Annotated in this window: 19 protein-coding genes and 3 pseudogenes; 16 read left to right on the top strand and 6 right to left on the bottom strand. The window is 45.4% G+C overall.

The features are described from left to right. Window positions 1-45: 45 nt before the first annotated feature. The 6 genes and pseudogenes from A9236_RS02400 to rpmH all read right to left on the bottom strand — a co-directional run bounded on the left by A9236_RS02400 (window position 46) and on the right by rpmH (window position 5,793). Window positions 46-1,912: pseudogene (locus A9236_RS02400) on the bottom strand (phosphoenolpyruvate carboxykinase (GTP)). Between the two features lie 101 nt (window positions 1,913-2,013). Continuing rightward, the gene (gene mnmE, locus A9236_RS02395; protein ID WP_071464405.1) at window positions 2,014-3,372 is read right to left on the bottom strand and encodes a tRNA uridine-5-carboxymethylaminomethyl(34) synthesis GTPase MnmE; all 1,359 of its coding nucleotides are present in this window, start codon (window positions 3,370-3,372) and stop codon (window positions 2,014-2,016) included. Window positions 3,373-3,411: 39 nt separating this feature from the next. Next, window positions 3,412-5,082, bottom strand: coding sequence for a membrane protein insertase YidC (gene yidC / locus A9236_RS02390; RefSeq protein WP_071464365.1), 1,671 nt, complete (start codon window positions 5,080-5,082; stop codon window positions 3,412-3,414). Window positions 5,083-5,097: 15 nt separating this feature from the next. Beyond that, the gene (gene yidD / locus A9236_RS11405) at window positions 5,098-5,436 is read right to left on the bottom strand and encodes a membrane protein insertion efficiency factor YidD (RefSeq protein ID WP_083393410.1); all 339 of its coding nucleotides are present in this window, start codon (window positions 5,434-5,436) and stop codon (window positions 5,098-5,100) included. Continuing rightward, window positions 5,333-5,587 carry a ribonuclease P protein component gene (gene rnpA / locus A9236_RS02385; RefSeq protein WP_236638665.1) on the bottom strand — a complete coding sequence of 85 codons (255 nt, stop codon included), beginning with the start codon at window positions 5,585-5,587 and terminating at the stop codon, window positions 5,333-5,335. The genes yidD and rnpA overlap by 104 nt, the downstream gene beginning before the upstream one ends. Before the next feature lie 71 nt (window positions 5,588-5,658). After that, window positions 5,659-5,793: a 50S ribosomal protein L34 gene (gene rpmH / locus A9236_RS02380; RefSeq protein ID WP_011903922.1), complete on the bottom strand. Its 135-nt coding sequence runs from the start codon at window positions 5,791-5,793 to the stop codon at window positions 5,659-5,661. A 273-nt stretch (window positions 5,794-6,066) separates the two neighbouring features. Between rpmH and dnaA the strand changes: the two are divergent. The 16 genes and pseudogenes from dnaA to A9236_RS02295 all read left to right on the top strand — a co-directional run. Continuing rightward, window positions 6,067-7,438: pseudogene (gene dnaA / locus A9236_RS02370) on the top strand (chromosomal replication initiator protein DnaA); the annotation flags it as partial. A 264-nt stretch (window positions 7,439-7,702) separates the two neighbouring features. Further along, window positions 7,703-8,818, top strand: a complete 1,116-nt coding sequence (gene dnaN, locus A9236_RS02365) for a DNA polymerase III subunit beta (RefSeq protein ID WP_071464366.1) — start codon at window positions 7,703-7,705, stop codon at window positions 8,816-8,818. 11 nt (window positions 8,819-8,829) lie between these two features. Next, entirely contained in the window at window positions 8,830-11,328 is a 2,499-nt protein-coding gene (gene gyrB / locus A9236_RS02360; protein WP_071464367.1) for a DNA topoisomerase (ATP-hydrolyzing) subunit B, read from the top strand. 2 nt (window positions 11,329-11,330) lie between these two features. Next, window positions 11,331-11,822, top strand: a complete 492-nt coding sequence (locus tag A9236_RS02355; protein WP_071464368.1) for an SET domain-containing protein — start codon at window positions 11,331-11,333, stop codon at window positions 11,820-11,822. 15 nt (window positions 11,823-11,837) lie between these two features. Further along, the gene (locus A9236_RS02350) at window positions 11,838-12,062 is read left to right on the top strand and encodes a DUF3717 domain-containing protein (protein WP_071464369.1); all 225 of its coding nucleotides are present in this window, start codon (window positions 11,838-11,840) and stop codon (window positions 12,060-12,062) included. Window positions 12,063-12,155: 93 nt separating this feature from the next. Beyond that, window positions 12,156-12,923, top strand: a complete 768-nt coding sequence (locus A9236_RS02345) for an ABC transporter ATP-binding protein (protein WP_071464370.1) — start codon at window positions 12,156-12,158, stop codon at window positions 12,921-12,923. After that, window positions 12,920-13,624: an ABC transporter ATP-binding protein gene (locus tag A9236_RS02340; RefSeq protein WP_071464371.1), complete on the top strand. Its 705-nt coding sequence runs from the start codon at window positions 12,920-12,922 to the stop codon at window positions 13,622-13,624. The genes A9236_RS02345 and A9236_RS02340 overlap by 4 nt, the downstream gene beginning before the upstream one ends. Before the next feature lie 22 nt (window positions 13,625-13,646). Beyond that, window positions 13,647-14,870, top strand: coding sequence for an ABC transporter substrate-binding protein (locus A9236_RS02335; protein WP_071464372.1), 1,224 nt, complete (start codon window positions 13,647-13,649; stop codon window positions 14,868-14,870). 21 nt (window positions 14,871-14,891) lie between these two features. After that, window positions 14,892-15,812, top strand: coding sequence for a branched-chain amino acid ABC transporter permease (locus A9236_RS02330; RefSeq protein WP_071464373.1), 921 nt, complete (start codon window positions 14,892-14,894; stop codon window positions 15,810-15,812). A 2-nt stretch (window positions 15,813-15,814) separates the two neighbouring features. Beyond that, a pseudogene (locus A9236_RS02325) lies at window positions 15,815-16,746 on the top strand (branched-chain amino acid ABC transporter permease). A gap of 124 nt (window positions 16,747-16,870) precedes the next feature. Continuing rightward, entirely contained in the window at window positions 16,871-17,608 is a 738-nt protein-coding gene (locus A9236_RS02320) for a TSUP family transporter (RefSeq protein ID WP_071464375.1), read from the top strand. Between the two features lie 106 nt (window positions 17,609-17,714). Beyond that, window positions 17,715-19,634, top strand: coding sequence for a tRNA uridine-5-carboxymethylaminomethyl(34) synthesis enzyme MnmG (gene mnmG, locus A9236_RS02315; RefSeq protein WP_071464376.1), 1,920 nt, complete (start codon window positions 17,715-17,717; stop codon window positions 19,632-19,634). Then, entirely contained in the window at window positions 19,631-20,299 is a 669-nt protein-coding gene (rsmG, locus tag A9236_RS02310; protein WP_071464377.1) for a 16S rRNA (guanine(527)-N(7))-methyltransferase RsmG, read from the top strand. The genes mnmG and rsmG overlap by 4 nt, the downstream gene beginning before the upstream one ends. A gap of 18 nt (window positions 20,300-20,317) precedes the next feature. Further along, window positions 20,318-21,088: a ParA family protein gene (locus tag A9236_RS02305; protein WP_071464378.1), complete on the top strand. Its 771-nt coding sequence runs from the start codon at window positions 20,318-20,320 to the stop codon at window positions 21,086-21,088. Window positions 21,089-21,110: 22 nt separating this feature from the next. Continuing rightward, entirely contained in the window at window positions 21,111-22,004 is an 894-nt protein-coding gene (locus A9236_RS02300; RefSeq protein WP_071464379.1) for a ParB/RepB/Spo0J family partition protein, read from the top strand. Window positions 22,005-22,037: 33 nt separating this feature from the next. After that, window positions 22,038-22,526 (top strand): ATP synthase subunit I, encoded by a 489-nt coding sequence (locus A9236_RS02295; protein ID WP_083393412.1) that lies wholly within the window; start codon window positions 22,038-22,040, stop codon window positions 22,524-22,526. Window positions 22,527-22,535: the final 9 nt, after the last annotated feature.

Genomic DNA, 22,535 nt, shown 5'->3' with positions numbered 1-22,535 from the left:
AATAAAGTCTAGTAGAGCGTGAATTACTGCTAATGAATTTACAGCTTATGCATTCAAACGTTGTTCGATCTTGGCTCGAGTCTCTTTCAACTCTTTAGGCAAACGATCGCCAAGGTGATCAAACAATTCTGTATGCAGCTTCAACTCGTTTTTCCAGTCATCAACAGCTACATGGATGGCCTTGGCAAACTTTTCAGCAGAGTAGTCAAGCCCGCCCCAGTGCATGTCAGTGTGCTCTGGGCAAATACCAAATGGAGTTTCTTTGCCACTTGCTGTCCCTTCGGCACGATTCAAAATCCATGAGAGAACGCGCATGTTCTCACCGAAGCCTGGCCACACAAACTTGCCATTCTCATCTTTGCGGAACCAGTTCACACAATAGATTTTCGGCAACACAGCGCCTTCAGCCTCAAGCTTCTTACCAATATTGAGCCAATGCTGGAAGTAGTCGCTCATGTTGTAACCGGCAAACGCAATCATTGCAAACGGATCACGACGAACAACGCCGATTTGACCAGTAATCGCAGCAGTAGTTTCTGAGCCCAGGGTAGCAGCCATGTATACGCCCTCAACCCAATCACGAGCTTCGCTTACCAAAGGAACGGTGTTCGAGCGACGTCCGCCGAATAAGAATGCGTCGATTGGAACGCCCTCTGGATCATCCCATTTTGGATCAACTGCAGGGTTATTCGTTGCGGCAACCGTGAAGCGTGAGTTGGGATGCGCGGCTTTACGACCTGCAGCACCATCGGCTGGAGTCCAGTCTTTACCTTGCCAATCGATTAAATGTGCAGGCGGTGTTTCTGTTAAACCCTCCCACCAAACATCACCATCATCAGTCAAACCAACGTTGGTAAAGATCACATCTTGATTTAATGAATCAATACAGTTTTGATTAGTTTGACGGTTTGTGCCAGGAGCTACGCCGAAGTAGCCAGACTCTGGATTAATTGCGAATAGGCGTGTCTTGCCAGTCACAGGGTCTTTGCGCGGCTTGATCCAGGCAATGTCATCACCAATGGTGGTTACTTTCCAACCATCAAATCCTTTTGGAGGAATCATCATGGAGAAGTTCGTTTTTCCACAAGCAGATGGGAATGCTGCGGCAATGTGATACTTCTTGCCTTCAGGTGATGTAACACCAAGAATCAACATGTGCTCTGCGAGCCAACCTTGATCGCGACCCATATTCGATGCGATACGTAATGCAAAACATTTTTTGCCCAACAACGCATTACCGCCATAGCCAGATCCAAATGACCAAATCTCACGAGTCTCTGGGTAATGAACAATGTACTTGGTCTTATTGTTAGGCCATGCCACGTCTTTTTCACCGGCAGCCAATGGCTTACCTACAGTATGAATACAAGGAACGAATTCGCCATCAGTGCCCAGCTGATCAATCACCGCTTTGCCCATACGGGTCATCAAGCGCATATTGATAGCAACATAAGGGCTGTCCGATAACTCAACACCAATGTGTGCGATTGGTGAGCCAATTGGGCCCATTGAGAATGGCACTACATACATGGTTCTACCGCGCATGCAACCATCGAACAAAGGATTCAAAGTTGCGCGCATTTCGCTTGGCTCTACCCAATTATTGGTTGGGCCAGCATCTTCTTTTTTTGTCTGAACAAATAAATGTGCGATCTTCAACGCGCGCCACATCTTCTGGATCAGAAAGGGCTAAAAATGAATTTTTGCGCTTGGCTGGATTCAGGCGCTTAAATACACCAGCGCTAACCAACAGCTCACACAACTCATCGTACTCAGCTTGAGAGCCATCACACCAACGAATGGCATCTGGCTTCGTGAGTGCAGCAACTTCTGCAACCCACTTAATCAGGCCCTGGTTTTTTACGTAAGCTGGCGCATTCACATTGATTTGGCCGCTGGTGGTTGAAGTCATATGTTTCCCTATGAAAATTGAATTTTTTAATCCAATGATTTTAACATTTTGGTCATATTTGACGTATTGACCTAGATCGGGGTTCGGCTCTTATTAAAGGCTTACTTCCCAATACAGAATTGGCTAAAGATTTTTCCCAAAAGATCGTCTGGGAGGAGCTTTCCGGTAATCTGCCCAAGGTGATTTTGGGCCAAAAAGAGCTCTTCTGCGAACAATTCAAGCGAATTGTTGCCATTTGCAGCGAATTGTTCGGATTTTTCAATATGTTCAGCAGCACGCTCAATACAGTCAAGATGCCGCCTGCGGGCTATGATTGCACCCTCCTGGGGCCCATTCCACCCGACTATTTCAAGGATTTTTTGCTTTAAAAGATCGATTCCATCGCCTTTTTTGGCTGAAATGAGAATTGCCTCAGGATTAACAAGGAGCTCTTTGGATAAAAGATCTGATTTGTTAAGCACCTCCAATATAGGGCACTTGGAGGGTAGGGCCCCCATAATTTGCGCCCTTAAGTCGCCTGTCTCAGTCTGGGCATCGGCTGCCGTCAAGAAAATCACTAAGTCTGCTAAGCGAATTGCGTCCCAAGTACGCTCAATTCCTTTTGCCTCGACCTCGTCAGCAGTTTGTCTCAGGCCAGCAGTATCAATGATGTGCATTGGCACACCTTCAATCTGAATGCTTTCCTTCACTCGATCTCGGGTAGTTCCCGCTATTGGGGTAACAATCGCAACCTCTTCGCCGGCCAACCTATTTAATAAGGAGCTCTTTCCAACATTGGGGGCGCCAGCTAAAACGAGTTGAATGCCATCGCGCAAAATCTTCCCTTGCTTAGCGCCATCTCTTAAGGCTTGCAGTTTGGTTTTGACAGCCGATAGGCGTTCACGTGCTTGCGCATTTTCTAGAAATTCAATTTCTTCTTCTGGAAAGTCCAGCGTTGATTCCACCAAAATTCTCAGTTGCGTAATTTCTTCGACCAGGGCATTGATATCATCCGAAAACACGCCCTGCAAAGATCTTGCCGCGCCACGAACAGCAGCCTCACTTTGAGCATCAATCAAATCTGCAATAGCCTCAGCTTGGGCCAGATCTACCTTGTTGTTTAGATAGGCGCGTAAAGTAAATTCGCCTGGCTCGGCGATTACCAAACCATCATCTTTGCCTAGCTCAAGACAGCGCTTGATGACTAACTCAAGTAACTGAGGGCCGCCATGACACTGCAGCTCTAAAACATCTTCCCCAGTAAAAGATGCTGGAGCAGCAAAATAAATTGCAACAAGCTGATCAATTAATTGTCCGCCAGAATCCCGCAAACTTAGCAAGGTTGCCTGTCGCGGAAGAAGCGCTTTTTGAAAAAGAGCCCGGGCAATTGAAGATAAATTTTGTCCACTGATACGAACAACACCAACCCCAGCCTTACCGGGAGCGGTTGCTACAGCAATGATGGGTAACTTTCTCGTCATCATTGCTGTGCGTTATCCATTAAATCTTTAGGCCATTACTTATTTAGCAGGCTTTTTTCCAAATAAACGATTGATTTGCCACTGCTGTGCAATCGATAGTAGGTTGTTAGTTACCCAATACAAAACCAAGCCAGCCGGGAAGAAGAAGAACATGATTGAAAACACAATCGGCATGTACATCATTACCTTGGCCTGCACCGGATCAGGTGGCGTTGGATTAAGTTTGGTTTGCACAAACATCGACACCGCCATGATGATCGGCAAAATGTAATAGGGGTCTGGTATTGATAAATCATGAACCCATAAAATCCAAGGTGCGCCACGCATCTCTACCGATGACAAGAGCACCCAGTACAAAGAAATAAACACGGGGATCTGAATCACAACTGGTAAACAGCCGCCCAAAGGATTAATTTTTTCTTTGCGATACATCTCCATCATTGCTTGATTAAGCTTTTGTGGATCACCCTTAAATTGCTCCTTCATGGCCATCAAACGTGGCTGCACTTCTTTCATACGCGCCATGGATTTATAGCTTGCGGCTGAGAGCGGGAAGAATGCTAATTTGATCAAAATAGTTAAGAGGATGATCGACCAACCCCAGTTGCCAACAATATTGTGAATATGCTCTAACAACCAAAAAATTGGTTTGGCCAAGATTGTCAGATAGCCGTAGTCCTTTAAAAGTTCAAGTCCAGGGGCAATCTTTTCAAGCATGCGCTCTTCCTGTGGGCCAACAAATAGCTGCGCATTGGCGGTAACCGTGCTTCCGGTGGCTATCGTACCCAACTGTGTCTGCATACCAACTCGATATAAATCGTTATCAATTTTTCCAGAGTAAATATCGCGCGCTAATTTAGCATCCGGAATCCAGGCGCTTGCAAAGTAGTGCTGAACCATGGCAACCCAGCCAGGCTGACCAGCAGCAATTTGGGCTGGTGGTGTAAATTTATTCTTTTCAATATCGGTAAAAGGAACTTTTTTAAACTTGTCCCCATCGGTGTAGATCGCTGGGCCAGTAAAAGTGCTGGCAGAAAAAGCGCCGCCAAAAGGTCCGATTTTTTGTTCTTGTGAACCATCCCGAACGATTTCTGTATAGAGAACTAGGGGGCCGCCGTTTGCGGCCAATTGCGTTACTCGATGTCCAACGTAAACGTCGTAGCTACCTGGATTTAAAAGGAATGTTTTTTCTAGCTTCACGCCGTTGCGTTCGCTAGAGAGCACTAAAAATGGTCGGCCAGATCCGTCTTTGCCGGAACGATCTAACTTGAAAGTGCTGGTGTGATTTGGTAGCTCGATATTACCGACCGCAACCAAGCCGGAGCGCGCAACATAAGTGTGGGTCGGTGTGTGTTTAAAAATTTCTACGGGTTTTTGATCTGCAGTGAGTTCTTTCAACAACTTCGCATCAACCACATTTGCTCCTGCAGCACTCACCTCTAGAGAGAGGAGGTCATTTTCAAGAGTAAATTTTTCTGTGCTCTCTGTGGCTATTGTTTTGGCATTGGGTGCCTGAGGGGTGGCAGGCACGCCAGAGATTGCGGCCGGCATATCTAATTTTGGTGTGCCAGCTTTATCTGTTGCAGTAGCAGTTACATTAGAGGCGCCCCCAAACATTGATGGCTTGCCCTCATGGACTTGCCAGTTGTTGTAGAGCATAAGGCCTGACAGTGAAAATACAGCCCAAAGAATTGTTTTTTTAAAGTCCATTTGTATTCGCTTAAATTAATGAGATGTTTGTTTTACCGCAGGATCATAACCGCCGTGTGACAAGGGGTTACAGCGTGCAATCCGCCAAGCTGTCAGACTAAGACTCTTGAAAAATCCATAGTGATTAAAGCAGTCACACGCGTATTGCGAGCAGGTGGGCACATATTTACATTGCATGCCCATATAAGGACTGAGTAAAAGTTGATACATACGCACCAACTTCACCGCTGCGCGATTTAAAGTGCGCACCTTATAAAAGCTCCACCACTTGAGAGCGCAAGAGTTGCTTTTCTTTCTTCCTAAGTCTGCCACGAGTTTGACGACCGACGGGCTTCTTAAGCTTGACAACAACATCTTTGTTTAATGTTGTTGATTGCGCAGACCAAATCAACTCTCGGATCATTCGCTTTAGGCGATTTCGATCTACTGCGCGCTTAACTAATTTTTTAGCAACAGCAATGCCCAAGTCCGGCTTTGCACCCTGTGGGGCGCCGACGAGATACATACCCCAAGACACGTTTGTTTTGGGGCGCGTTTTTAGTAACTCAGAAATCCTTGCGCTATTCAACGGCTAAATTAAACAGCCAAGCGTTTGCGGCCTTTGGCGCGACGTGCATTTAATACAGCGCGTCCACTTTTGGTTTTCATACGAATACGGAAGCCGTGTGTGCGCTTGCGACGTGTTACTGATGGTTGATACGTTCTTTTCATGATAGATCCCTGCAAAACCAAGTATTTTCCTTGTTGCGGAGCAAAAGGTCAATCCATCCCTACGAATATCTAGGTGTTTTTCTCTATTTTTGAGTAAATTTTTACTAAAACACTAATTTATAAGGACTTTTTTTCTTTGTTCACAAGTTATCCACAGGTTTTCCACGATTTTTTACCTTGTGGATAACTTTCCAGGATAGCTACAATGGATCCTCCAAAAATATGAGCAACTTACAAAATCCTCCCGCCTTGAATTCAACCAGTCCATTGGGTTTTTGGGATGGCGCCATTGGCGCCCTGTCCCGCGAGCTGTCGCCCCAGCAATTTAAAACATGGATACAGCCCTTAACTCTTGTATCTTTTGAAGAGAGTGATCACTCACTAACAGTTGGCGCTCCAAACCGCTTCAAGCTTGATTGGATTAAAAAGACTTTTGCTGATCGATTCCAAGAGCTTGCATCACAATACTTTGGCGCCCCAATTAATATCAATTTTGTCCTCGCTGTTGAGGGTGTGGCGCCCAGGCCCAACATCAACCCCGAAAGAGGTGGCCCTTGAGGTCGATGTGGCGACTGAAGTCGCCCCCAGTATTTCTGTTGAAGAGCAGCCATTCGAGATTGAGGACCATTCAAAACTCAATCCAAACCTTACTTTTGAGACCTTTGTGACCGGAAAGGCCAATCAACTGGCCCGCGCCGCATCCATTCAGGTGGCACACAACCCCGGAACATCCTATAACCCGATGTTTCTATATGGCGGGGTTGGTTTAGGTAAAACCCATTTAATTCATGCGATTGGTAATCACCTTCTAAAAGAAAAACCCAATGCCAGGATTCGCTATATCCATGCTGAACAATACGTTTCAGATGTTGTGCGAGCCTACCAACAAAAGGCTTTTGACCGCTTTAAGCGCTACTACCACTCACTAGACCTCCTATTAATTGATGACATTCAATTTTTTAGCGGTAAGTCGAGGACACAGGAAGAGTTCTTTTATGCTTTCGAGGCCCTCCTAAGCAATAAATCACAAGTCATTATTACTAGTGACACCTACCCCAAAGAGATGGCTGGGATTGATGACCGCCTGATATCTCGCTTTGATTCAGGTTTAACAGTTGCTATTGAGCCACCAGAGCTTGAAATGCGTGTGGCTATTTTGATGAAAAAGGCGGCCAGCGAGGGCATCCCAATGACTGAGGATGTGGCCTTCTTTGTCGCCAAACATTTACGCTCCAATGTTCGAGAGCTTGAGGGTGCTTTGCGCAAAATTCTAGCGTTTGTCCGCTTCCATGGTCGTGAAGTCACAATTGATGTAGCTCGCACAGCCCTTAAAGACCTACTTTCAATACAAAACCGCCAAATTTCTGTAGAAAATATCCAAAAATCAGTGGCCGATTTTTACAGCATCAAAGTTGCTGATATGTATTCCAAAAAGCGTCCTGCAAATATTGCCCGCCCAAGGCAAATTGCGATGTTTATGGCCAAAGAATTGACTCAAAAGAGCCTTCCTGAGATTGGGGAGTTATTTGGTGGACGTGACCACACCACTGTTTTACATGCGGTTCGCAAGATCACTGAAGAGCGTTCGCATGACAGTCAGTTGAACCACGAAATTCACGTTATAGAGCAAACGTTGAAATCTTGATGTTTTGCCTGTGGATAACCCTGTGACTAACCCTAGGGATAAGTTTGGGGATTAAGTGTGGATAAATTGTGGAAAGTTCACGCTTCATGCAAAAATAGGGTGTTGAAGCAGAGTTATCCAGTTTTTATGCAAGCCTTATACAGAAGTTTTCCACAGGTTTTTAAACGTTTAATGTGTTGTTTTGTTTGAGGTTTTTGAGTTATCCACGGAAAAACAAAGCCTTATTACTATTACTACTAAGATATATACAAGGATTTAAAAGCAATGCAACTAGTTAACACCTCGCGCGATAGTTTATTAAAACCACTCCAGGTGGTTAGTGGGATTGTTGAACGTAGACACACGCTACCGATTTTGGCCAACCTCTTATTTAAAAAGAATGGTGAAAAGGTATCTTTTATTTCTACTGATATCGAAATTCAAATTACAACTAATGCCAACTTTGGTGTTGGTTCAGAGGATGTAACAACTACTGTTGCTGCAAGAAAACTGTTAGATATTCTGAGGGCATTACCTGAGGGTCCAGTTTCCTTAAACCTTAAAGACAATCGTATGGTGGTGCAGAGCGGTAAGAGCCGCTTTTCACTGCAAACATTATCCGCAACAGAGTTCCCGGTAATGCAAAGTGTTGGTGAAGTAACTGCTGCCTGGAAAATGTCTCAAAAGAGTTTTCGTCAACTCATTAGTCAAGTACATTTTTCAATGGCGCAGCAAGACATTCGCTATTACTTAAATGGAATGTTGTTGGTTGTTGAGGGTAAAGATGTGGTTGCTGTAGCAACCGACGGTCACCGCCTAGCGTTTTCGCAGGTTGAGCTTGCAGAGGCCCCTACAGGGTCTGGTCAAAGACAAGAGATCATTATTCCTCGTAAGACTATTCTTGAGTGCCAGCATCTATTGGAAGATTCTGATGAAATGTTGGAGATCAGCCTAACTGCTAATCAGGTGAAATTTGCTTTTGGTGATATTGAATTAATCTCCAAATTAGTCGAGGGTAAATTTCCGGACTTCCAAAGAGTTATTCCAAAGGGCCATAAAAACTCACTAATCGTAGGTAGAGATGTCTTGCAAGCAGCCTTACAACGCGCTGCAATTCTCACGACCGATAAATTCAAAGGTGTTCGTTTTTCCTTGTCTCCTAATCGCATTACTGTTCAATCAACCAATGCAGAGCAAGAAGAGGCTCAAGAGGAAATTGAAACTGAATACAGTGGTGATGCGGTTGAGATTGGCTTCAATGTTAGCTACCTACTTGATGTACTAGCCAACCTAAAGAATGAAAAAATTCAGATTAGTTTGGGCGATGCAAATAGTAGTGCTGTGATTACATTACCTGGATCAGAGAACTTTAAGTACGTTGTAATGCCAATGCGCATTTAATTTAGAAAAAAATGACTGAAGAAAAAAAAGTAGTAGAGCAGTACGGCGCTGCATCGATTCAAATTTTAGAAGGCCTTGAAGCTGTTCGTAAAAGACCCGGTATGTATATCGGAGATACATCCGATGGCACAGGTTTACATCACCTTGTTTTTGAGGTTTTAGACAACTCTATTGATGAAGCCTTAGCAGGGTACTGCTCTGAAATTACAGTAGTTATTCAAACTGATAACTCTATTTCAATTGTTGATAACGGCCGTGGTGTTCCAACAGGTATTAAATACGACGATAAGCATGAACCAAAAAGAAGTGCCGCTGAAATCGTAATGACCGAGTTGCATGCCGGTGGTAAGTTTGACCAAAACAGTTATAAAGTTTCTGGTGGTTTACATGGTGTGGGTGTAAGTTGCGTAAACGCCCTCTCAAAATGGCTAAAGCTAACAATTCGTCGAGATGGTAAAGCGCACTACATGGAGTTTGCGCGTGGCGTTATTCAAAACAGAAATATTCAAGAAGAAAACGGTGTTATCACCTCTCCCATTACTGTTACTGGGGATACTGAGTTATCAGGTACAGAGGTTCACTTTTTGGCGGATGAGGAAATTTTCGGTAATGTCGAATTTCATTATGAAATTCTTGTAAAGCGCATTCGTGAACTTTCTTTCCTAAACAATGGCGTCCACATTAAATTAATTGATCAACGTACCGGTCAAGAAGAAGATTTTGCCTTCTCAGGTGGCGTCAAAGGTTTTGTTGAATACATTAATCAAACCAAAAACGTTTTACACCCCAATATTTTTTATGCCGAAGGTGTTCGCCCCTCAGACTTAGGTGGTCAGATTACAGCTGAAGTGTCTATGCAATGGAATGACAGCTTTAGTGAACAAGTGCTTTGTTTCACTAATAACATTCCACAACGAGATGGTGGTACTCACCTAACCGGTTTGCGTGCAGCTATGACTCGTGTGATCAATAAATATATTGATGAGAATGAAGTTGCTAAAAAAGCAAAGGTGGAGATTTCTGGCGACGACATGCGCGAAGGCTTAGCCTGTGTTTTGTCTGTCAAAGTTCCAGAACCAAAGTTTTCTAGCCAAACAAAAGACAAGCTGGTTTCAAGCGAGGTTCGTGGACCCGTCGAAGAAATTGTTGCAGAGGCTTTAAGTGCATATTTGCAAGAACGCCCAGCAGACGCAAAAATCCTTTGTGGAAAAATAGTAGATGCTGCTCGCGCTCGTGAAGCTGCTCGTAAGGCGCGCGATATGACAAGACGCAAGGGCGTCTTGGATGGTTTGGGTTTGCCGGGAAAATTGGCCGATTGCCAGGAAAAAGACCCAACAAAATCCGAATTGTTTATTGTTGAGGGTGACTCTGCGGGCGGTTCTGCAAAGCAAGGACGCGACCGACGTTTTCAAGCAATTCTTCCCTTGAAAGGAAAAATTCTGAACGTTGAAAAAGCACGCTTTGACAAAATGTTAGCTAGTCAAGAGGTGGTCACCTTAATTACCGTTCTAGGTACCGGAATAGGTATTGAAGAGTACAAGGCAGATAAGCTGCGCTACCACCGCATCATCATCATGACCGACGCGGACGTTGACGGAAGCCATATTCGCACGCTGCTTTTAACTTTCTTTTATAGACAGATGCCAGAGTTGATTGAGCGTGGCCACATTTATATTGCGCAACCACCTTTGTATAAGGTGAAGTTTGGTAAGAGCGAGCAATACATCAAAGACGATGCTGAGCTCAATCAATTGTTATTAAAGATTGCGCTAGAAACCGCTTCTTTGCAGATACCTAATGGTGAGTTAATTGAGGGCGAGGCTCTAAATGAGTTGGCTAAACATTACCAAGTTATTCAATCCATTGTGGACCGCCTGTCTCGCACCATTGATGAAGATGCTTTGCGTGCAATTGCATCAGGCACGCAGCTTAATTTAGATACAGAGAAGTCTGCAAACGAATCTGCCGACCAACTCAGAAAAGCGCTTGCCGATTCTCTAAACCCTTTGGCCTTACCGCCAGAAATTATTGTGCAAAAAGAAGATCGCACAGAGCGCTTCCGCTTGTTATTGTCACGTCGCATTCATGGCAACCTAAAGCTTTCAACCATCAACTCAGATTTTGTTCATGGTGATGATTACCAGAGCCTTGCTAATGCAGCGGCAGTTTTATCCGGCAAAGTGCTCCCTGGCACAAAAGTACGTCGCGGTGATCCAGAAAAAAATCCAAAAGAACAAACTATTAGCGACTTCAGGGGCGCGTTCTCTTGGCTTCTATCTGAGGCTGAGCGCGTTCTTAGCCGCCAGCGATATAAGGGTCTTGGCGAGATGAACCCATCTCAGTTGTGGGAAACCACTATGGATGCCAGCTCACGTACGCTCTTGCAGGTGAAAATTGAAGATGCTATCGCTGCCGACCAAGTCTTTACAACATTAATGGGAGATGAGGTTGAGCCTCGTCGTGCGTTTATTGAAAAGAACGCGCTTATAGCCCGAAACTTAGACGTTTAAATATGGCCTCCAAGAAATTAAAACCACCAAAGGTGGATCGCTCCTCTATTGTGGTTAAGTCTTCACCGATTCACGGTAAGGGTGTGTTTGTGGCAAAGCCCATTAAAAAAGGGCAGGCTATTATTGAGTACAAGGGCGAGCGCATCAGCTGGAAATTGGCTGAGAAGCGGCACCCACACGACCCCAAAGATCCAAACCATACCTTCTATTTTTCATTGGAAGATGGTCGCGTCATCGATGCAAAATATGGGGGTAATGCTGCCCGTTGGATTAATCACTCCTGTAAACCAATTTGTGAAACTCGCGAAGACTCCTTTGGTGGAAAGCCACGCGTCTTCATTTATGCGAAGCGCAATCTCAAGGTTGGGGAAGAGCTGTTTTATGACTACTCGCTTGATATTGAGGGGCGCATTACCAAGCAAATGAAAAAGGATTACGAGTGTCGTTGTGGCGCCAAAAAATGTCGCGGCACGATGCTTGCATCTAAAGACTAAAGCTCCCAAGCCATTATGTTGTTTGTCACAATTCAAGAGCTCGAGGCTGCTATTAACTATTGGCGCAGCCAGTCTCCTGCCGAAGGCGATGAGTTGCGCTTGTGCCCAGAGGCCTCTGCGCTTGCAAAACCTTATGCCTTAATGATCGTTCAGGGGTCTCAGCGGATGCCGCTTGATGTTCTTGATGGGCTTGCAAGAGAGTCTATTCAGAAGTTCATCAAGATCTCGCAGAGCACATAAGCCACAAACCTTTTTGATCTAGGGTTATCGCTATATATAGCAACACCATCTTGGGTTATTCTCAATATCTTGCCCCAAGAGGGGGTAGAGGGTATGAGCTTGCAAGAAACAATCTTAAAAACAGTCGGACTTGGAAAATCTTTTAAAGGATTTTCAGCTGTCAGTGATGTCAACCTAGATATCACCAGGGGCACAATTCATGCTTTGATCGGCCCTAATGGTGCTGGTAAAACCACCTGCTTTAATTTGCTGACAAAGTTTCTTGAGCCCAGTAGCGGCCAAATTTTGTTTAATGGTTTTGATATCACCAAGGAGGCGCCAGCACAAATTGCTCGCCGAGGAGTGATTCGTTCGTTTCAGATCTCAGCAGTATTTCCCCATCTAACCGTATTAGAGAATGTCCGTGTTGCGCTGCAGCGAGGATTAGGCACCGAGTTTCACTTTTGGAAATCTAGTAACTCTCTAAGCGTTCTTAATGAGCGCGCGATGCAACTTCTTCACGAGGTTGGTTTACAAGATTTTGCAAATGAAGAAACCTTAAATTTGGCTTATGGCCGTAAAAGGGCCCTTGAAATTGCGACAACCCTGGCCATGGAACCCGAACTGATGCTTTTGGATGAGCCAACACAGGGCATGGGTCACGAAGATGTGGAGCGTGTCACAGAACTAATTGATCGGGTCGCTAAAGGTAGAACCATATTGATGGTTGAACACAATATGAAGGTGGTTTCCTCCATTGCTGACCGAATTACTGTTTTGCAGCGGGGGTCAGTTTTGGCAGAGGGTTCATATAAGGAGGTCTCCAATAATCCCTTGGTTGTTGAGGCCTATATGGGAAGCCATGGGGGCGATAAGTTATGAGCACTATGGCGCTAGAGGTAAAAAACCTAGAGTCTTGGTATGGCGAATCTCATATCTTGCACGGCGTAAATTTTGCTGTTCGTGATGGCGAGGTGGTTACGCTTTTAGGTAGAAACGGCGCCGGCCGGAGCACCATCCTGAAAACCATCTTGGGCTTAACCAGTAAAAGAACTGGCTCAGTCCAAGTTTATGGTGCCGAAACCATCGCCACCCCTACTTACAAAATTGCACGCCTAGGGGTTGGCTTTTGTCCAGAAGAGCGCGGCATTTTTGCAAGCCTAAGTACAGAAGAGAATTTAATGCTGTTGCCAGAGATTGCTCCAGGCGGCATGGGTTTGGACGAAATCTATGAGATGTTTCCAAATTTGTATGAAAGGCGCAATAGTCCAGGTACTAGACTGTCTGGCGGTGAGCAGCAAATGCTGGCAATGGCCCGCATTTTAAGAACCGGCGCCAAACTGCTTTTGCTTGATGAGATTACTGAAGGTTTAGCACCAGTCATTGTCCAAAAATTGGGCGAGGTTGTGACCAGCCTTCGCAACAAGGGCTTCACAATTGTTTTGGTTGAACAGAACTTCCGATTTGCTGCGCCTTTAGCTGATCGTCATTATGTGGTTGAGCACGGCAAGGTGGTTGAGGTAGTGCAACAAAGCGAGCTTGCTGAAAAAGCAACTCTATTAAATGAGTATCTGGGTGTTTAGTGGTTTTCTATAGGAGATAGGAATGAAGTTAAAGCAAATAACTGCATCACTGGTAGCCGCAACGATGTTTGCGTCGAACCCAGTTTTTGCACAAGCAGGATCCAAGGTGAGTGGCGACGTTGTAAAGATTGGTGTTTTAACTGATTTGTCGGGAACCTATTCCGATCTTGCTGGCCCCGGCTCTGTAATTGCAGCCAAGATGGCTGTAGCCGATTTCTCTAAGGACGGAACAGTTCTTGGAAAAAAAATTGAGATCGTGAGCGCAGACCATCAAAATAAAGCGGATATTGCAGCCAATAAAGCGCGTGAGTGGTACGACAAAGACAATGTAGACGTTATTGTCGACTTGGTATCCACCAATACAGCCCTTGCAGTAATGGAAGTCGCTGAGCAGAAAAACAAGATGACTTTAATTTCAGGCGCTGGCTCTACAGCCATTACCAATGAAAAATGCACGCCCGTTAACGTACATTGGACATACGACACTTATGGCCTTGCTAACGGAACGGCGAAAGCGGTTGTAAAGCAGGGAAAGAAGAATTGGTATTTTATTACTGCTGATTATGCCTTTGGTGCGGCCCTTGAAAATGACGCCAGCAATGTTGTTAAATCCAGCGGCGGTAAAGTTGTTGGAGTAAGTAAGCACCCATTCCCAAACAGTGATTTCTCCTCTTACCTTTTAAAGGCCCAAGGAAGTGGTGCTGATGTAGTTGCGTTAGCGAATGCAGGTCAAGATACTATCAATGCTGTCAAACAAGCCTCCGAGTTTGGCGTCAACAAGAAACAGACTGTAGTGCCTTTGTTGATGTTTATTTCAGATGTCCATTCAATGGGCCTAAATACAGCTCAAGGCATGTATCTAACGGAGGGATTCTATTGGGATAAGGATGATAAAACTCGTGCCTTTTCTAAGCGGTTCTTTGAGCAGCACAAGCGTATGCCAACCATGGTTCAGGCAGGCGTATATTCTGCTGTGCTCAATTACCTAAAGGCGGTTCAAACAGCCGGCACTGATGATACTCAAGCAGTTATGAAGGTCCTCAAATCCACCAACATTGACGATGGACTATTTAAGGGCAAGATTCGTGCGGACGGCAAGTTTGAGCATGAGATGTATTTGCTTGAAGTGAAAAAACCATCTGAAGCCAAGAGCCCATGGGATTACTACAATGTGCGCGCTGTGATTCCGGCAGCAGACTCATCTATGCCTTTGTCTCAATCAAAGTGCAAGCTTGTAAAGAACTAAACATAGAAAATATATTTCCTCATGTTTGAACTTCTTGGTATAACCCCTCAAGGGCTGGTAGCCCAGCTCTTGGTGGGGCTTATTAATGGCTCTTTTTATGCCATATTGAGTTTGGGATTGGCCATTATTTTTGGCCTTCTCAACATCATTAATTTTGCGCATGGTGCTCAGTACACCATGGGTGCATTTATTGCCTGGATTGGTTTGACTCAAATTAGTCAGTGGCTAGGCTTCCCCGAGCTGTCTATTAACTACTGGTTTGCCTTAATTGTTGTTCCGCTTGTGTTGGCAGGTTTCGGCTTAATTCTCGAGCGCACGATGTTGCGCCGCTTGTATCACTTGGACCATCTATATGGCCTATTACTAACATTTGGCTTAGCTTTAATTATTGAAGGCATGTTCCGCCATTGGTATGGAATTTCTGGTGAGAGCTATCCAGCCCCGGAATTACTCCAAGGCGCTATTCCCTTGGACTCTATCGGCATCATATTGCCCATCTATCGTGTATGGGTGGTGGTGATTTCTCTGACGGTGTGCTTCTCAACTTGGTACGTTATTGAGAGAACTAAGTTGGGCGCCTATTTGCGCGCAGGAACTGAGAACCCAAAATTGTTGCAAGCCTTCGGTATCAATGTGCCGCTAATGATTTCATTGGCCTATGCTTACGGCGTTGGCTTAGCTGGTTTTGCTGGTGTGCTGGCTGCCCCCATTTTCCAGGTAAACCCATTGATGGGCTCGAACCTGATCATCGTTGTTTTTGCCGTGGTAGTGATTGGTGGCATGGGGTCGATCATGGGCGCCATACTGACGGGCCTAGGCTTGGGTTTGATTGAGGGCCTTACTAAAGTGTTTTATCCGCAAGCCTCAGGCGTTGTGATTTTTGTGATCATGGCTATTGTTTTATTGATTCGCCCTGCTGGACTCTTTGGGCGGGAAAAATAATCATGAACTCAAAAACAAAACTTCTTTACGGCATTCTGGTGTTGATTGCTTTGTTGCTGCCGTTTCAAGACTTCATTTATTTGGTTTTTGCGATGAAGGTTTTGTGTTTTGCTCTCTTCGCCTGCGCATTCAACTTACTCTTAGGTTTTACTGGCCTGTTGTCATTCGGTCACGCAGCTTTTTTTGGAACAGCCGCCTATATCACTGCCTACTTTTGTAAAGAGGTTGGTCTCTCACCCGAGCTAGGAATTATTTTGGGTGTTGTGGGTTCTGGCATTTTGGGATATTTGATTGGCTCTTTGGCCATCCGTAGGCAAGGCATCTACTTTGCTATGGTCACTTTGGCCCTGTCGCAAATGGTGTATTTCTTGGCAGTGCAACTTCCTTATACCGGCGGTGAAGACGGTATTCAGGGCGTACCACGCGGAATGTTATTTGGTTTGATCGACCTCAAAGATGACGTTGCTATGTACTACTTTGTCTTGGCTGTTTTCTTATTTGGTTTTGCGCTCATCATGCGTGCCGTACATTCCCCCCATTCGGTCAAGTTTTGAAAGCGATTCGTGAGAATGAGCCCCGTGCCATTTCTTTAGGTTATGACGTTGATCGTTTTAAGCTAATGTCATTTGTTATTTCTGCAGCCCTATCTGGTTTGGCGGGGTCTATGAAATCACTCGTATTCCAGTTGGCGACATTGACTGATGTTCATTGGCATATGTCTGGCGAGGTTGTTTTAATGACTTTGCTTGGTGGCATGGGAACCATTCTTGGTCCAGTTGTTGGAGCAGGTATTGTTGTCGGCCTACAAAACTATCTTGCAAACATTGGTTCATGGAGCACGATTGCAACCGGATTTATTTTTGTCATTTGTGTTTTAGCATTCCGTCATGGTGTCGTTGGAGAGATTGCTGCTTTCTATAAAAACAAAAACTAAACTTTTTGTTTTCCTTTTATTATTTGGTTTTAGTGCGGCGCTAATTCTTAATTGCGCCGCATGCACTTAAATAAAAGAGACTCTCATCGAATTTTCAATTTACATCTGGCCATTACTCTTGGCGATGGCATTTTTTGCTGGTCTAGTTGATGCAGTTGCGGGTGGCGGTGGCTTAATTCAAGTCCCTGCTTTGTTTGCCGCCTATCCAAATATTCCACCAGCTACTTTGCTTTCAACAAACAAGATCGCTGCGGTTGGTGGCACCTTTAATGCTGCACGCAAATTTCTACAACACGTCTCTTTGCCTTGGGCGCTGGTTTTGCCGGCTGTTGTTGCAGGATTTATTGGATCTTTAATGGGTGCTCACGCAGTGAGCAATTTCCCTGCAGAGCCTTTGCGTAAAGCGCTGCCTTTTGTCCTTTTATTTTTATTGTTGTATACCTGGTTTCAGCCCAAGCTTGGTGAGTCACATGCGCCTCAAGGGCTTGGTCGTATTCAACAAGCCAAAGCAGTTTTGATGGGCCTAATTATTGGTTTTTATGATGGATTTTTTGGGCCCGGTACTGGTAGCTTTTTGCTCTTTGGTTTTGTCCGCTTTTTTGGCTTTGATTTTTTGCATGCTTCCACCGCAACTAAATTAGTTAATGTCGCCACTAATTTGGCTGCCATTCTTATGTTGGCGAGTCTTGGGCAAATAAACTGGCCGCTTGGATTTGCCATGATGATTGCCAATATTGCAGGCAGTCAATTTGGTAGTCGCTTAGCAATTAAGCACGGCAGCGCCTTTGTGAGGAAGGCTTTCTTGCTTATTGTTAGTGTGTTGATCCTCAAGTCAGCATGGAATGCGTATTTTATTAATTAAATCAATTACTTACAAAATAGCCTTTTATTTTTATAAGATTTCTTAATCTTTTGTTTCACGTGAAACAAACAAAATGCTATGATCATCGCCCTACCTGAGGCAAATCATGCGTTATTCCAAAAGTTTCGATGTCATTGTTGTGGGCGGCGGTCATGCTGGGACTGAGGCTGCCCTTGCATCGGCACGCATGGGTTGCGACACACTACTAATAACCCACAGCATTGAAAATCTGGGTGCAATGAGTTGCAACCCATCGATTGGGGGTATTGGCAAAGGCCACTTGGTCAAAGAAATTGATGCCATGGGCGGCGCTATGGCAGCCGCTACCGATGAGGCAGGAATTCAGTTTCGTATTCTTAATTCGAGTAAAGGGCCCGCTGTCCGAGCAACCCGAGCTCAAGGCGACCGCATCTTATATAAGGCGGCTATTCGCCGGCGCCTAGAAAATCAGCCGAATTTAACCCTTTTTCAGGCCGCTGTTGACGACCTTCTGGTCAATGGCGATGTGGTTCAGGGCGTTATGACACAAATGGGCCTAGAGTTTATGGCCAAAAAGGTAGTTCTGACAGCTGGGACCTTTTTAGATGGCAAGATCCATGTTGGTCTCAATAATTATGCTGGTGGTCGTGCAGGCGACCCTGCATCGGTTTCCTTGTCCGCGCGCCTGAAAGAATTAAAGCTTCCCCAGGGAAGACTAAAGACGGGTACCCCGCCTCGTATTGATGGCAGAACAATTGATTTTTCTGTCATGCTCGAGCAGCCCGGTGACCTAGATCCCGTCCCCGTTTTCTCTTACTTGGGTCGTCCAGAGCAGCACCCAAAGCAAGTTCCTTGCTGGATTTCACACACAAATGAGAAGACCCATGACATTATTCGCGGTGGCTTAGACCGTTCGCCAATGTATACAGGGGTTATTGAAGGGGTTGGCCCACGCTACTGCCCCTCCATTGAAGACAAAATACATCGCTTTGCCTCTAGAAACAGTCATCAAATCTTTCTGGAGCCTGAAGGCTTAACGACCAATGAGTTTTATCCTAATGGCATCTCCACAAGCTTGCCTTTTGATATTCAGTGGGACTTGGTTCGAAGTATTCGGGGCCTAGAGTCTGCTGTGATTGTCCGCCCTGGCTACGCCATTGAATATGATTTCTTTGATCCCCGCCAGCTACGCCATAGCCTGGAGACAAAGGTGATTGGCGGCTTGTATTTTGCTGGCCAAATCAACGGTACAACGGGTTATGAAGAGGCTGCTGCCCAGGGGATGTTGGCCGGGATTAATGCTGGGCTGGCCGCAAAAGGCAAAGAACCGTGGCTGCCAAAGCGAAGCGAGTCCTATATTGGGGTTCTTGTTGACGATTTGATTACTCGCGGGGTTCAAGAGCCCTATCGCATGTTTACCAGTCGTGCTGAATACCGCCTTAGTTTGCGTGAGGACAACGCAGATATGCGCTTAACCACTATTGGACGCGATTTGGGGCTGGTAGATGACTATCGCTGGGAAGTGTTTTGTAGAAAACAAGAAGCTGTTTCACGTGAAACATCTCGTTTGCAAGATATTTGGGTTGGCCCTAAACATGAGGCGGCCCCACTAGTTGCTCAGTTGTTGGGCCAAGACTTGTCCCATGAGTGCAACTTAACCGAGCTTTTGAGGCGCCCAGGCGTGACTTATGAGGCGATTACTGCCCTAGGCGGTGGTCTGTGGGCGCCGGACGTTTTGGATGCGGATCTTGGCTTGGCGGCTCAAATCAGCGACCAAGTGGAGATTTCAGTTAAATACCAGGGCTATATTGATCGTCAGGCTGTTGAAATTGCCCGCCAGGAGCATAACGAGAGCTTCCCTCTCCCAGAGGGGCTTGATTATTCGCTGGTACTTGGCCTATCTAAAGAGGTTCAGCAAAAACTGAATTTGCATAAGCCGGCGACGCTGGGTCAGGCAGGAAGAATTTCTGGCGTCACTCCGGCAGCACTTTCTTTGTTATTAGTCCACCTCAAAAAAGGTTTGGGCCGCCCCCAAGAAACTGCATGACTGAGGACTTGCTAGCTCTCGGAATTGAAGGGTTGGGCCTCAATTTAAGCAATGCCAATATTGCTGATTTCGAACTTTTTTTGCAAGAAATGGGCCGCTGGAATCAGGTGCACAATCTCACTGCTATTGAAAGCGAGCAAGATTCTATTCGCCTACACCTCATTGATTCCATTGCTGTTTTGCCGGTATTAAGGCGGTTTTTAAAAGTCCCCAACCCTAAAATTGCTGACCTTGGGTCTGGTGGTGGCCTACCCGCAATTCCAATTGCCATTGTGCAGCCTGAGTGGCGCTTGACATTAATTGAGGCAATTCGGAAGAAGACTGCTTTTTTGCAGCATGTGCGGGGAAAATTAAAACTAAAGAACATAGAAGTGCTGAGCGAGCGAGTTGAAAATGTTGCGTTGCAGCAACCCGCCCAATTTGATGCTGTAATTTCTCGCGCATTTACTAATCTCGCACGTTTTTTAGACCTTTCATTGCCCCTTCTGAAACCAGGTGGCCTGGTGTTTGCAATGAAAGCAAAGCGTGCGGATGAAGAAATGGCTGATGTTTGTAGTGAAGACTGGCAATTGCTAGCCGACGAAGCACTGCTTATTCCGAATTTATCGGTTGAACGCCGCCTTTTGGTGTTGACCCCCATGAGAAAATCGACCTCCACCACTTAAGCAAAATCTAAAGCACTTATGGCAAAAATATTCTGTATCGCAAACCAAAAAGGTGGTGTTGGTAAGACCACAACAGCTGTGAATTTGGCGGCAGGATTGGCCGGGCTAAAGCAGCGCGTATTGCTGGTAGATCTAGACCCTCAAGGCAATGCCACCATGGGTTCCGGGGTTGAAAAGGCTGAGTTAGATACTAGCGTCTATCAAGTCTTAATTGGCCTGACATCAGTAAGAGAATGTGCAAAGCCTTGCGAAAGTTCTGGCTATGACGTACTTCCGGCTAATCGTGATTTAGCGGGCGCTGAAATTGAATTGGTAGATTTGGATGCGCGCGAATCTCGCTTGAAGGATGCGCTTTCACAGGTGGCTAATGATTACGATTTCATTTTGATTGATTGCCCTCCAGCCCTGTCTTTATTGACGCTTAATGGACTATGCGCAGCAAACGGCGTGATTGTTCCAATGCAGTGTGAATATTTTGCGTTAGAGGGCTTGTCCGATTTGGTAAACACAATCAAACAAGTGCATGCAAATTTAAATCCTGATTTAGTGATTATTGGATTATTGCGCGTGATGTTTGATGCCCGTATGACCTTGCAACAGCAAGTATCAGAACAGTTACTTGAGCACTTTGGCGACAAGGTATTCAAGACGATTATTCCGCGCAATGTAAGACTCGCAGAAGCTCCATCTTACGGGCTCCCGGGAGTTGCATTTGATAAATCATCGCGTGGTGCAAAAGCATATTTAGAGTTTGGTGCGGAGATGGTTGAGCGCATCAAACAGATGTAATTTTTTTAAGAAGAAAAACACCATGGTTGCAATTAAGAAAAAAGGTTTGGGCAGAGGTCTAGAAGCTTTGCTTGGCGAGAAAGCTTCACAAGCTAGCGCATCAACAGAAATCAATCGTTTGCCGCTAACTGCATTGCAGGCGGGCAAGTATCAACCCCGTCAAAAAATGGAAGCAGGCGCCCTTCAGGAGCTGGCTGACAGCATCCGTGAGCAAGGTGTTATGCAGCCATTACTAGTTCGTCTTGTTGGTGCTGGTAAGTATGAAATTATTGCGGGCGAACGTCGCTTTCGCGCAGCCACAATTGCAGGCCTCAAAGAAGTTCCTGTTTTAGTTTCTGGTGCCGATGATCAAGCAGCAGCAGCCATGGCATTGGTTGAGAATATGCAGCGCGAGGATCTCAACCCTCTTGAAGAGTCACAAGGTCTGGCTCGTTTAATTGAAGAATTTGGTTTTACACATGAGCAGGCAGCAAAAGCGGTGGGTAAGTCTCGCAGTGCGATTAGCAATTTGCTTCGTTTAGCCCAATTGGCTAAACCGGTTCAGGCAATGCTCTTGGCTGGGGATATCGATATGGGGCATGCGAGGGCCTTATTACCATTACCTGGGGCAAGCCAAGTGGCTTTGGCCCAAAGAATTGCTGCTCAGGGCTTATCAGTTCGAGAGGCGGAGAGAATGTCCGCAGCTTTGGCGATAGCGGGCGGTCAGATTGGGGATAAAAAAGCTAAGACAAAGTCTGGAGCGGTTGCGCCAAACGTCGACCCGGATATGCGCCGTCTGACACAAGAAATCGCAGATTTAATTGGCCTGAGTGCTGAATTTAAGTTCAAAGGGAAAGGCGGAGAGTTGCGAATCCGTTTTAGTCAATTTGATGAGCTCGATTCTTTACTAAAAAAGTTGGGTATTGCTAGTAATTAGTGATTGCCTTTAACAATTTATAGAGACCAATTAGTGAACAAACCTAAACAATTCATTCCACCTAATTGGGATGAAACAGAAGAGGAGTCATTTAAAACCCTTTCAAAAAAGGAAATGGATGCATTACGTGCTCTCAAGCCGCGTAATTTTGCTTCGATGAACTCATGGTGGGTTGTGCTAGCTCAGCTAGTGCTTACCCTAGTCATTGCTTGTTTTTGCTTCATTTTTTCTGATCAAGATGACAGAAGCGTTTATACTTATTCGGCTTTAGTGGGTGGCTTGATTGGATTTTTGCCCTCAGCATTGTTTTTAATGCGAATAGAGGCAGCAAGAAAGAGTAATAAATCAAGCCCCGGCGGGGTTTTAGCAGCAATAGTTTCTGGCGAATTTATTAAAATTCTCGCGACTTTTTGTTTGTTTATTGGTTTTGCCCTAAAGCAGCCTGATTTGAAATGGATTCCGTTGCTTGTTACATACCTAGCTACACTCAAATGTTATCTTTTGGCGTGGTTTTGGAAATAACAAGACGCA

The organism is Polynucleobacter sp. QLW-P1DATA-2 (assembly GCF_001870365.1).
Lineage (GTDB): Bacteria > Pseudomonadota > Gammaproteobacteria > Burkholderiales > Burkholderiaceae > Polynucleobacter.
Note: the sequence above shows the minus strand (reverse complement) of the source record. Positions and strands in the feature narration are given on the sequence as shown.

Excerpts from the sequence above, each read along its gene's own strand:
- mnmE (WP_071464405.1), bottom strand. The coding sequence starts at position 3,372 with ATGACGAGAAAGTTACCCATCATTGCTGTAGCAACCGCTCCCGGTAAG.
- yidC (WP_071464365.1), bottom strand. The coding sequence starts at position 5,082 with ATGGACTTTAAAAAAACAATTCTTTGGGCTGTATTTTCACTGTCAGGC.
- yidD (WP_083393410.1), bottom strand. The coding sequence starts at position 5,436 with ATGTTGTTGTCAAGCTTAAGAAGCCCGTCGGTCGTCAAACTCGTGGCA.
- rnpA (WP_236638665.1), bottom strand. The coding sequence starts at position 5,587 with ATGTATCTCGTCGGCGCCCCACAGGGTGCAAAGCCGGACTTGGGCATT.
- rpmH (WP_011903922.1), bottom strand. The coding sequence starts at position 5,793 with ATGAAAAGAACGTATCAACCATCAGTAACACGTCGCAAGCGCACACAC.
- dnaN (WP_071464366.1), top strand. The coding sequence starts at position 7,703 with ATGCAACTAGTTAACACCTCGCGCGATAGTTTATTAAAACCACTCCAG.
- gyrB (WP_071464367.1), top strand. The coding sequence starts at position 8,830 with ATGACTGAAGAAAAAAAAGTAGTAGAGCAGTACGGCGCTGCATCGATT.
- A9236_RS02355 (WP_071464368.1), top strand. The coding sequence starts at position 11,331 with ATGGCCTCCAAGAAATTAAAACCACCAAAGGTGGATCGCTCCTCTATT.
- A9236_RS02350 (WP_071464369.1), top strand. The coding sequence starts at position 11,838 with ATGTTGTTTGTCACAATTCAAGAGCTCGAGGCTGCTATTAACTATTGG.
- A9236_RS02345 (WP_071464370.1), top strand. The coding sequence starts at position 12,156 with ATGAGCTTGCAAGAAACAATCTTAAAAACAGTCGGACTTGGAAAATCT.
- A9236_RS02340 (WP_071464371.1), top strand. The coding sequence starts at position 12,920 with ATGAGCACTATGGCGCTAGAGGTAAAAAACCTAGAGTCTTGGTATGGC.
- A9236_RS02335 (WP_071464372.1), top strand. The coding sequence starts at position 13,647 with ATGAAGTTAAAGCAAATAACTGCATCACTGGTAGCCGCAACGATGTTT.
- A9236_RS02330 (WP_071464373.1), top strand. The coding sequence starts at position 14,892 with ATGTTTGAACTTCTTGGTATAACCCCTCAAGGGCTGGTAGCCCAGCTC.
- A9236_RS02320 (WP_071464375.1), top strand. The coding sequence starts at position 16,871 with ATGGCATTTTTTGCTGGTCTAGTTGATGCAGTTGCGGGTGGCGGTGGC.
- mnmG (WP_071464376.1), top strand. The coding sequence starts at position 17,715 with ATGCGTTATTCCAAAAGTTTCGATGTCATTGTTGTGGGCGGCGGTCAT.
- rsmG (WP_071464377.1), top strand. The coding sequence starts at position 19,631 with ATGACTGAGGACTTGCTAGCTCTCGGAATTGAAGGGTTGGGCCTCAAT.
- A9236_RS02305 (WP_071464378.1), top strand. The coding sequence starts at position 20,318 with ATGGCAAAAATATTCTGTATCGCAAACCAAAAAGGTGGTGTTGGTAAG.
- A9236_RS02300 (WP_071464379.1), top strand. The coding sequence starts at position 21,111 with ATGGTTGCAATTAAGAAAAAAGGTTTGGGCAGAGGTCTAGAAGCTTTG.